Source organism: Metabacillus niabensis, from assembly GCF_902829255.1.
GTDB classification, from domain to species: domain Bacteria; phylum Bacillota; class Bacilli; order Bacillales; family Bacillaceae; genus Metabacillus; species Metabacillus niabensis.
Genome location: NZ_CADEPK010000246.1, coordinates 1 through 11,413, shown reverse-complemented (window position 1 = coordinate 11,413; position 11,413 = coordinate 1). Strand labels below are relative to the sequence as shown.

Genomic DNA, 11,413 nt, shown 5'->3' with positions numbered 1-11,413 from the left:
CTGGTCCTACCGGCGTCACTGGTCCTACTGGTGTTACTGGTCCTACCGGCGTTACGGGTATCACTGGCGTCACTGGTCCTACCGGCGTTACGGGTATCACTGGCGTCACTGGTCCTACCGGCGTTACTGGTCCGACTGGCGTTACTGGTCCGACGGGTGTCACTGGCATAACTGGTCCTACTGGTGTTACTGGTCCGACGGGTGCTACTGGTCTTACCGGAGTTACTGGTCCAACAGGTGTTACTGGTCCTACCGGCGTCACTGGTCCTACTGGTGTTACTGGTCCTACTGGCGTTACGGGTATCACTGGCGTCACTGGTCCTACCGGCGTCACTGGTCCTACTGGTGTTACTGGTCCTACCGGCGTTACGGGTATCACTGGCGTCACTGGTCCTACCGGCGTTACGGGTATCACTGGCGTCACTGGTCCTACCGGCGTTACGGGTATCACTGGTCCTACTGGTGTTACTGGTCCTACCGGCGTTACTGGTCCGACAGGTGTCACTGGTCTTACTGGCGTTACTGGTATAACTGGTGTTACTGGTCCTACTGGTGTTACTGGTCCGACAGGTGTCACTGGTCCTACTGGTGTTACTGGTCCTACTGGTGTTACTGGTCCTACTGGCGTTACTGGTATAACTGGTGTTACTGGTATAACTGGTGTTACTGGTCCGACAGGTGTCACTGGTCCTACTGGCGTTACTGGTCCAACAGGTGTCACTGGTCCTACTGGCGTTACTGGTCCAACAGGTGTTACTGGTCCTACTGGTCCTACTGGTCCTACTGGTCCTACTGGTCCTACTGGTCCGACAGGAGCTTAATAAAAAATAGCAATTAATTTTTTCTATCTGGAAGGGAGTTCCCTTTCAGATAGTTTTTTATATGTTTTACAACAAAATAAAACATGAAAGTTCCTTAAAAACACTTTTATGTATAAATCAACAAAAAAATAGCACAAACCAATTCTCAATTGTGCTACTTTCATTTAACTTAATTCTGTAAAATTTCTTTATACTTCTTTAACATCATTTGACTATTCGTTATCATGTCATGATGTATTTCTACATATTTTCTTCCCTTTTTTCCTATTTCAGATAGCATATCTAGATTTTTCAAGCTATATTCAATACATTCTTTGATTGTATCTGGGTTTGCAATGATGATGGGGAGTTCTTTAGGATATTTTTCTTTCATAAAATCGCTAATCCAGCATATAACTGGTTTTCCAAGCGCCATTGCTTCTACGGCAAAAAGACCATAACTACCAATATGAAGCTGGTCAATTATTAAATCTGCCTTTTGATAAATTTCCATTGCCTCTTTATGGGATTTACCTTGTACTAAAATAAATTCAAATTCATATTGCTCCTTTAAGGTTTCAATTGCTTTTAATATATGTTTTGTACCTTTTATATATGGTGATGTTGGGGCATGAGCTATTACTGGCCGTGAATTTTTCACTTGGTCAATTTTGGGTTTATATTGTTCTGTATCAATCATAGATGGAATGATAGTTGTCTTTTCATAAAAATTATTTACATAATGATACAATTCTTCGTCAAAAACAACACAATGTTTAATATGTTCAGAGAGTTTACTTAATCTCCATTTTAAATCATCTTCATTATGATTTTTTACTAATGCATAAGGATTTAACTTCTTTGCCTCTGAAAATAGACGAACATCGCTCCCCCAATGCTGCATAATTAACGACTTCTGAGATTCGTTTAATATTTCTAAATCAGACCAGTCTAAAGTTAAGGTTGTTCCCCAGTGAAAATGAAAAATATCATAATTCAAAATTAATTCTTTTGTTAGTTTTCTTAATTTAGAGTTGATTGCTGGATCGCTTCTTTGCCCAATTAAATTCCATTCATAATTAGATTGATAACCTAAATAGTAAGGATAATAATTAATTGTGTGTGCTTTTACATTCAGCAGCTGCAATCCTTTAGACAACGTGTTCATTTGGTTTGCAATTTCCATTGAACCTTGTAACACTTGTGGATTAGTTGCTTTTGAAAGCTTGTTAATGAATTCAAGATTCAAACGAATAGATTTCCCTTTCCATTTTATTTCTTTTTGCGTATTTTTCCCTTTATAAAGATGTTCATCAATCACTGCATAAATTTCATTTATTTCTTGCATTTCAGGAAATAATCCCTTTCCCCTCCAAGACCATAACCATGCATTCGTATAGTTTTCCTTCTTAATATTTAAAAGCGCTTGAAAAAAATAATAATCCCCTATATTTATAAGATGCTGTTGAAATTTATTTAAGGTTTCCTCAGCAAGCATAATATCATTATTATTAATTTTATCTAAGATACTGCTAAATATTTTCTCCATTATTCCACTCCTATCATTCCTTTTACCCTCTCACCTTACATACTTATGAAACAACTAACCTTAAAGGAACCATTAAGCTAATAAAATAACAATAAATAGATTTATATGCTTCCGACTAATGTAACCTTAATAGCTAAATTAAGAGATGCACATCCTACGCACTTTAATATTTAGAAAAACAGATTTGCAAAACTAATACGGCAATAAGACTATTTTGTTCGTTATTTAAAATCCCTCCCTCTATTTGTTTCATTCTTATGATTAAGCCCTTTTTTCGAAAAGTAGGAATCAGTCCATACATTTCGACCTTAACAAAAGTAAACTATAGAAGCATGCTACTTACATCTAAAGGAGTGTATAACTATTGGTAACAATTAGTCTCTGTATGATTGTTAAAAATGAAGAAGAAGTACTTGCTCGATGTCTTGATACTGTTAAAGACATAGTAGATGAAATCAATATCGTCGATACTGGTTCTACAGACCGTACTGTTGAAATTGCAAAACAATATACTGATAGAGTCTTTTATTTTGAGTGGATTGGCAATTTTGCTGCAGCTAGAAATGAATCGTTTAAATATGCTACGAAAGATTACATCCTATATCTAGATGCGGATGATGTCCTATTAGAGGCAGACCAAAAGAAGCTATTAGAACTAAAGGAAACACTTGACCCTTCTGTTGATTCTGTATCTATGTATTATGACGCAGGTACCGATGAATATGGAAATGTTACAATCCGTTATAGAAGAAATCGATTAGTAAAACGCGAAAAGAATTTTGTCTGGAAAGGAGATTGTCACCAGTATCTTGAGGTATACGGGAAAATTATTAATTCTGATATCTCAGTCACTCACAAAAAAATAAAACATTCAGTTGGGCGCAACCTGAACATATATCAAACCAAGCTTGATAGAGGTGACGTGTTTTCAGCAAGAGACTATTTCTACTATGGAAATGAGCTTAGAGAAAATGGTCATTACGAGAAAGCGATCGAGAGCTATAACGAAAATATTGCAATAAAAGAAGGCTGGATAGAAGATAAAGTTTATGCTTGTATAAATAAAGCTGACTGTTATCGATATCTTGGAGACTTTGAGAATGAATTAAAAAGCTTATTCCAGTCATTTGAATTTTCAAAAACGCCAAGGGCAGAGACTTGTAGTAGACTAGGGTACTATTTTCAAAGAAAACAGGATTTTCACTCTGCTATTTATTGGTATAACTTAGCCACCGAGCTAATTCCACCTGAGGATAAATGGAGCTTTAGCTATCCCGCTTATTATACTTGGTATCCTCATTTACAAATGTGTGTTTGTTATTACCGATTAGGTGACTTCAAAAAGTCCTACGAACATAATGAAAAAGCTCTTTCTTATCGTCCTAAAGATGAGAGAATTATACAAAATAAAATTCTTTTAGAAAAAAAATTGAACATTACTCATTAAACAAAATCATGGAAAAAATTAAAGCTGCCATTCAAATGGTGGTTTTTTGTTGAAAATAAAGAGGTTAATTAGTTTACTTGCCGTTACGACAAAACTATGACTCTCATACGTTAATGTGACGACAACTTAGGAAGTTGACCAAAGGAGGACATTATGATTCAACTAATTGACTTAAAGAAGCAATTTCAATCTGTTAAATCTGAAATATTACAAGAAATAGAACACGTTCTTGATAGTGGACAATATATACTCGGTCCAAAAGTTAGAGAATTAGAAAAAAGTATTGCAACTAAGCTTGGTGTTTTAGATGCTGTTGCAGTTGGAAATGGAACAGATGCATTAGTTTTGACTCTAGAAGCATATGGAATTGGCAACGGTGATGAAGTCATTACGAGTCCATTTACTTTCTTTGCAAGTGCAGAAGCTATCTCAAGAGTTGGTGCAACACCAATTTTTGCTGACGTAGATCCTGTAACCTATACTATTTCACCTGCTAAAATTGAAGAAAAAATTACGAGTGCAACAAAAGCGATTATTCCTGTTCATATATTTGGTCAATCAGCAGATATGGATGAAATTATGGATTTAGCTAAAAAATATCAGCTTATCGTCATTGAAGATGCATGCCAAGCATTTGGTGCTACGTATAAAGACAGAGCAGTCGGCTCATTAGGTGATGCAGCTTGCTTTTCATTTTTCCCGACCAAAAACCTCGGTACATTAGGTGATGGAGGTATAATCACTACCTCTGATTTAGAACTTTCTAAAAAAATTCGCAGTTTACGTACACATGGAACATCAAAGAAATATTACCATGACACAATTGGTTACAATAGTCGATTAGATGAAATTCATGCAGCTATTTTACTCATACTTTTAAACAAAATAGATAGCTGGAATGATAAAAGAAGAGAACTAGCATTACGTTATAATCAAGCACTATCAAATGCTACTTTAACTCTTCCAGTCGAAAAAAACGACCGTTCTCACATTTATCATTTATATTGTGTAGGCTCTGAAAAACGGGATCAATTTATCGAAAGGTTAACAAAAGAAGATATTCATACAGGAGTATATTATCCATTATGTCTTCATCTACAAAATGTCTATGCACATTTAGGTTATAAAAAAGGTGATTTTCCAGTTTCTGAAAAATTATCTGAAACATTATTCGCGCTACCGATGTCTCCTTTCTTACTTGAAAGCGACCAAGATCATGTCGTTAAGGTATTACGTAGAGAGGTGGAAAACAGCAGTGACAATTAGATTTGGCATTATTGGATGCGGATTTATTTCAAAGCGTCATCTTGACGCTATCGCTCATTGTCAAAATGCTAAACTTGTAGCAGTAAGCGATATACAAATAGAAAGAATGAACGATGCAATTACTTATTATAAAAATGCATCTAATACTCATGAAACAATAAAACAATATACTACCTATACAGATATGGTTGAAAGTGAAGAAGTTGATGCTGTCGTTATTTGTACAATTTCTGGTTTACATGCCGAAATGGCAAAAATCTCACTAATTGCCGGAAAGCATGTGATCCTTGAAAAACCAATGACACTTTCATTAAAAGAAGCAGATGACATCATCCAACTAGCAAAGGCAAAAAACCTTCAATTAATGATTTGTCATCAAATGCGATTCAGACCTATTATGCAAAAGATTAAAGAAGTAATAGATGAAGGGAAAATCGGCAGACCTTATTTAGGAGTTGCTTCAATTCGCCTTAACCGCTCTCCAGAATATTATGCAGGTGCAGCATGGCGAGGTGACTGGGGTAAAGACGGTGGTATGTTAATCAACCAAGGTATACATGTAATCGACTTATTACAATGGTTTTTAGGCGATGTAAAAAATGTATATGGTGATATCTCAAGGTTTTCTCAAACAAAAGAAACAGAAGACATCGCACTCGGAATCCTTACCTTTGCAAATCAAGCAAAAGGAATCATTGAAGCAAATATCATTACACAGCCCAATAATTTAGGATATCACTTATCAATTTATGGTGAAAAAGGCTGTATTTCCATCGAAGGACCATCATTAAATTCAATTTCAAGATGGTTCATTAAAGATGAAGTAACAAGCTTGAATGAGTTGGAGCAATTAACGAGCGACCAAAATGAACAATTATATATGTATAATAATTTTATCGAATCTATCCAAACTCCTAATCAACAAGTTCTAATTTCTGGCGAGGAAGGAAAAAAAGCATTAGAAACCATTTTCGCTTTATACAATTCTACACTAACAGGGAAAAGTCAAAACCTCCCATTAGAAAATTTTAATACAATGAATATGAAATCTAAAGGTGGTCCAACATGAAATTCGGAAAAATTTTAATTACAGGTGGTGCAGGTTTTTTAGGTTCTCAGTTAGTCAAAGAAATGATACCTGTTGCTGAGCATATTTATATTATTGACGACCTTTCGACAGGGAATAAATCATCGATTCCAAATGCAACTAATATCTCGTTTTTTCACGCAAGTATTACAGATGAAGAAACTTTAGAGCATGTACTTCCTGAAGTCGAATATGTTTTTCATTTGGCATGTAAAAACCTAGTTTTATCTTACAATAATATTCAAGATGATTTCGAAACAAACCTATACGGTGGCCTATTGTTATTACAAAAAACAGAGCAACTTTCCCGTAATTTAAAGCGATTTGTTTACACTTCTACTGCATCAGTATATGGAGATGCCACTATTTTACCTACTCCTGAAACCTATCACAATACGAAATTACCTTACTCTGCTAGCAAATTTTCGACCGAACATTATTGCCATGTATTCCATTATATGTACAAATTACCAGTTACAATTCTCCGATTATCAAATGTATACGGCCCTGGCCAATTGATCAGTAACCCATATTGCGGTGTTGTGGCTAAATTTTTTGAAGCTGCAATGCACAATCAGTCTATGCATGTTTTTGGTGACGGAACACAGACGAGAGATTTTACTTATATTGAAGATGCCCTAAATGCAATATTGCTAGTCGCAACAAACGATCAGTCAATTGGTCATGTCTACAATGTTAGCACAGAAAAAGAAACGTCAGTTCTCGATCTTGCAACGGAAATTAATAAAGTTTGTGGAAATCAAGAATTAAAGTTATCATTCCTTCCAAAAAGATCCGTCGATGTTGTTCAACGTAGATGTCTCGACCATTCAAATTTAAAAAAGCTGGGGTGGGAGTGTCATCACAGCTTAATTTTAGGCTTAACAAAAACATATCAATGGCTAACTCGAGGTGAAAGTTCATGAAAGTATTCCACGGTACAACCGAAATAGCTGGACAAATGGGTATATTAAGTGACGGATTAAAGCAAAAAGGCTTCGAATCAACAGGATATAACACTTATCATTCTTATCTTGGTTACAAGGATAACCTAATTAATACGAGTGAAGAAGAAATTAAAAAATTGAAGGATGAAATCATCGATTCTTTTGATGTCTTTCATTTTCATTACTGTACAACACTTGACAAAAACTATGAGGATCTTCCACTCATCTTTAATAAACAAAAAAAGATGATTATGCATCATTGGGGAAATGATGTACGATTCCATGAACAAGCAAAAGAGAATAACCCTTATGTCTATACCGGAGATTCACCAGCAAATGAAGTGATTCATGAGAGGTTGACGAAAATAACTCCTTATATTAAACAGGCAATTGTTCAGGATTATGAGGTTTATGAATATGTAAAAAATTATTATGATAAAGTCCATGTCGTTCCAATAGCGATTAATTTACAGCATTTTAAACCATTCTACCCTCCAATACACAAAAAGAAGCCATTACTGCTACACGCTCCAACAAATCCTGACTTTAAAGGAACTGTTTATATCGAAGAAGTAATTAATAAATTAAGAGAGAACTATGATTTTGACTACCAAAGAATTGAAAAAATGAGCCATGATGAAGTTATTGAATTATATGAAAAAGCCGATATCATTATCGACCAAATCCTTTGTGGCTCATACGGACTATTGAGCGTTGAATCGATGGCCTTAGGAAAACCTGTTGTCACCTATATTCGACCTGATTTAGTTTCCACTTTCCCGAGTGTTCTACCAATAGTAAATGCAAATCCAGATACGTTATACGAAAATGTAAAGATTTTATTAGAACAACCTCTTTTAAGACAAAATTTAGGAATATTAGGAAGAGGATATGTAGAAAAGTACCACGATCACCGTATTATTACAGAACAATTAATTAACATTTATAAAAATCTTTAATAGTAAAACATGCTTTTCTAAACATTCATCCTAAAATTATAGAATTTAATATATGTAGGAAGGCTTAGTTCATTGAAAATTGTAAAGTTAAAAAGCTTTATACTGCAGGACATGTGTTCAAAGTATCACCGGACACATGTCTTTTATTTTCCCCTTCATTAGTTTGCATGTTGGAAAATGGAATAAAAAAATATATTTCTATCCATTTTAAAAAGCCTAAAGCTAATTACAAAATGACAGATCTTACAACTATATATTTAAATAATATAAGCTCTCTAGTCTATTTTTAAAAACCGAGAGCTTTTTTATAAAAAATATCTGATTTTTTATCTCAATCCCATGCCCTGTTACAAGTACTCCAATCAATAGATCTATTAATAACGACATCATTAAGTCTTGAATACCAGCAAGAAAATGACAAAAATTATACCTCTATATTCTGAGTTATTTGAAATCATTCAGCAATCAATGATAATACCGGCTTCTTCTTCGTCCCTAGTATCAAATAAGCTCCACTACGTGTAGTTATTACGGAAACTGCATAACATTGTTCTACAGTTCTCACAAAGCCTGTAATGACCCTGACAACACTTATCAAACTAATTTAATATAGAATGCTGAGACCAATAAAATAATCCATAATTTATCTCCTCCATCATTATTTATTACCTTTTTAAACAACATAAGATAGATAAATCTCAAGTATATATATGGTTTACTTTTTGGTGTCTGTTCTAAAACCAGGAAACTTAATCATGAGTTACATCCAATAAAGATAAAATAGACATGGAAATCAATAACGTAAAAGCAAATAAATAAAGTACTCATGTAAAATCATCTAATCCTTGTGGTTCAATTTGATTTGATACCTTAACTAGATAATTTTCAATATCACTCCAAACCTTTACAATTACTCTCTGAGCGCCAGGTTGAGCTAAATTGTGCCTTCTGTTTGATTACTTTTTCAATATGCTGCTGAACATTAATATAGCAATTATATTTAAATCATAATGAAATTCAGGGTCCATTTGGTTTCAACAATGTACATTAACAACAATACAAACTAAAGAAATGACGTATACCACTATACGTCATTTCTCTAATTTCTTATAAAGAATACCAAAAACGAAACCCTTTCCTTCATTAATTTTTCTTTATTGAAAATAGAATAGTTATTATTACAGAAATCAATATTTAAAATCAGGAATCATTTAAAACAAGCTTTAGTACGTTATTCCTGGATATCTAAATTCCTGATAAATATTCTTAATAAATGAATAAATTTGAATATATGCTGTAAAGTCCTCTTCATAAATCTGTTTCATTGTTTGGTCATGGAATTGATAAAGCAATAAACAGTTTTCGATAAATTCATTTGTTAGCCCTAAATTTAAATAATCATAAATATGGGTACTATTATATGTTGCACCCTTCCCGTAATTAATTTGCATACCAGTATGATAATGTTTAGCAAAGACTGAAGTATTGGTAATCCAATTAGTATCTACCTCTGTATTACCATAATAGTTAGGATTTGCGGTTGCTGCATCATAACCAAATTCTTTCCACGTTAAACAGCCTGATGAGCCATAATTAAACGGCCAGATTGATAATAATTGGTGCTTATGAATGTATTCATTAGAAGCTTTAACAAGCGCCTCATCACCTGAGTTAATAGATTCACGCTGCCATGCAAATCCTCTTAACACAAGCTTATCATGCAGATTTGTTTTCTCTTCCCATCTCATCATAAAACAATCAATCCACCACTGAACCGCTTTTATTCGATCTGCATCATTTACAAAATTAAGGTTATTTCCAAATACATGACCAAATCTTTCTTGTAGTGGATTTGGATATGGAATCGTTATCCAAACGTCTGTTTTCTCCCCATATTTTGTATTTTGATGAAGTGCGTCCAAGTTCACATCATCCATAAAGAGCCTCTCGATAATTTGCAACCAATCATTATTTCTCGCAAGCTTTCCTAATCCAGTATGCATTGAATGAATGAAATAATTTTCTCTAACTCGTATTGGATTAAAAATAAATGCCTTGAACATTGTATCAATTGGATTTCCTTCAACAATATAATGTTGATAATATTTTAACTCTTCCTTCGTCCAATCAGTTGAATAGTCATCTGATGCATCTCCAAAAGGCAGCATACAAAGGTGATTTTGTATTGAAAGTTCTTCAGCAGTTAGATAACCATTGGAATTATTTGACATGTTTATTAATCTCCTTTTTCATTATCTCATTTAATAAGATATGAAAAATAACTAGTTACCGTGCTTCTCCTTTTATACCTAATTAAAAATGTGCTTCTAGAAATGTCGAAGGATGAATATGTAATTATAATCAAAAAGATTTTGTTACTTAGGAGTGAAATTAATGAGCTCAATCGATATTTTCTTTATTGATTACAGTAACGAATCACGAATAAATAGGGCAATTGACTCCTTAGCTTATCTAAAACACCACATAGGTAAAGTAACAATCTTTCATTACAGGAAGATTCATGTAAGCACGCCCTTGACTTTAAATAGTCGAGTAATCGTCATGACAGATATTGGAGAACAAATAAATCAACTTGTTAATAGTACCTCTGACTATATAATGTTTATGTATTCAGATGAAATCCTAACAACCGAAATATATCATTCCTCCCTTTCTTACAAGGAGAAGAAATTTATCATGACTAGCCAGATAACTGTTAGAAACCTATCAATTAAAAGACCATTTATAGTCAGTGCTTCTTTATTAAAAAAATACCCTTTACTCTCCTCTAAATTTGTTCCTTTTAATGAAGCGTGCTTTGTAGCGTGGCTTTTAAACCAAAATTTACAAGCATCTTCTCATTACGAAGGAGTAAGGCAACTAAGGAAAAAAATAGATACTGCAAATATGCATAAATGGAAGTATCTTGAAAAATTTACCTTAAAAACAAAAAAAATAGATACTCCAATTTCTCTCTCAGTAATGATGTCCACTTATAATATGGAAAAGTATATCGAAACAGCACTTTTATCATGTCTTTTGCAACATGAACCATTCCAGCATATATATGTAATCGATGATGGCTCAACTGACAGAACACATGATATCTTAGCAAAATGGTCAACTGAAAGGGATAATATTACATTTCTTCATAAAGAAAATGGTGGAAAGGCAAGAGCACTAAATTCCATATTGCCAAAGATTAACTCGGATTTCATATTAGAAGTAGACGGGGACGATTGGCTTGATCCTGATGCTGTTACAACTCTTTTAAACCTATTGCTTTCTTTACCAAACGATGTATCAGTATTGTACGGAAATTTAAAAATATGGAAGGAAGTCACTCCTTCTTTAATAA

At 33.9% G+C, this 11,413-nt stretch carries 9 protein-coding genes; 7 read left to right on the top strand and 2 right to left on the bottom strand.

Annotated elements, in window-relative coordinates:
• Nucleotides 1–821: collagen-like domain-containing protein (locus HU235_RS15425; RefSeq protein ID WP_174880769.1), on the top strand; the 821-nt coding region annotated here is incomplete at its 5' end.
• A 169-nt stretch (nt 822–990) separates the two neighbouring features.
• On the opposite strand, the gene HU235_RS15420 is transcribed toward HU235_RS15425, so the two are convergent.
• On the bottom strand, nt 991–2,349 hold the full coding sequence (locus HU235_RS15420; RefSeq protein ID WP_233452238.1) for a glycosyltransferase: 1,359 nt from the start codon (nt 2,347–2,349) through the stop codon (nt 991–993).
• Between the two features lie 364 nt (nt 2,350–2,713).
• Between HU235_RS15420 and HU235_RS15415 the strand changes: the two genes are divergently transcribed.
• From HU235_RS15415 to HU235_RS15395, 5 genes are all read left to right on the top strand, one after another.
• Complete coding sequence (locus HU235_RS15415; protein WP_095302025.1) at nt 2,714–3,796, top strand: glycosyltransferase; 1,083 nt, start codon at nt 2,714–2,716, stop codon at nt 3,794–3,796.
• 153 nt (nt 3,797–3,949) lie between these two features.
• Nucleotides 3,950–5,062 (top strand): DegT/DnrJ/EryC1/StrS family aminotransferase, encoded by a 1,113-nt coding sequence (locus HU235_RS15410; protein ID WP_174880768.1) that lies wholly within the window; start codon nt 3,950–3,952, stop codon nt 5,060–5,062.
• On the top strand, nt 5,052–6,131 hold the full coding sequence (locus tag HU235_RS15405; protein ID WP_095302023.1) for a Gfo/Idh/MocA family protein: 1,080 nt from the start codon (nt 5,052–5,054) through the stop codon (nt 6,129–6,131). The genes HU235_RS15410 and HU235_RS15405 overlap by 11 nt, the downstream gene beginning before the upstream one ends.
• A complete protein-coding gene (locus HU235_RS15400) occupies nt 6,128–7,075 on the top strand; it encodes an NAD-dependent epimerase/dehydratase family protein (RefSeq protein WP_145582483.1) in 948 nt (315 codons plus the stop codon). The genes HU235_RS15405 and HU235_RS15400 overlap by 4 nt, the downstream gene beginning before the upstream one ends.
• Complete coding sequence (locus tag HU235_RS15395) at nt 7,072–8,055, top strand: glycosyltransferase family protein (protein ID WP_095302021.1); 984 nt, start codon at nt 7,072–7,074, stop codon at nt 8,053–8,055. The genes HU235_RS15400 and HU235_RS15395 overlap by 4 nt, the downstream gene beginning before the upstream one ends.
• A gap of 1,223 nt (nt 8,056–9,278) precedes the next feature.
• Here the strand turns inward: HU235_RS15395 and HU235_RS15390 are convergent.
• Nucleotides 9,279–10,286: a DUF4855 domain-containing protein gene (locus tag HU235_RS15390; RefSeq protein ID WP_095302020.1), complete on the bottom strand. Its 1,008-nt coding sequence runs from the start codon at nt 10,284–10,286 to the stop codon at nt 9,279–9,281.
• A 163-nt stretch (nt 10,287–10,449) separates the two neighbouring features.
• On the opposite strand from HU235_RS15390, the gene HU235_RS15385 reads away from it, so the two are divergent.
• Nucleotides 10,450–11,413 (top strand): glycosyltransferase family 2 protein (locus tag HU235_RS15385; protein ID WP_174880767.1); only part of this gene is annotated, 964 nt, incomplete at its 3' end.

Excerpts from the sequence above, each read along its gene's own strand:
- HU235_RS15420 (WP_233452238.1), bottom strand. The coding sequence starts at position 2,349 with ATGGAGAAAATATTTAGCAGTATCTTAGATAAAATTAATAATAATGAT.
- HU235_RS15390 (WP_095302020.1), bottom strand. The coding sequence starts at position 10,286 with ATGTCAAATAATTCCAATGGTTATCTAACTGCTGAAGAACTTTCAATA.
- HU235_RS15395 (WP_095302021.1), top strand. The coding sequence starts at position 7,072 with ATGAAAGTATTCCACGGTACAACCGAAATAGCTGGACAAATGGGTATA.
- HU235_RS15400 (WP_145582483.1), top strand. The coding sequence starts at position 6,128 with ATGAAATTCGGAAAAATTTTAATTACAGGTGGTGCAGGTTTTTTAGGT.
- HU235_RS15410 (WP_174880768.1), top strand. The coding sequence starts at position 3,950 with ATGATTCAACTAATTGACTTAAAGAAGCAATTTCAATCTGTTAAATCT.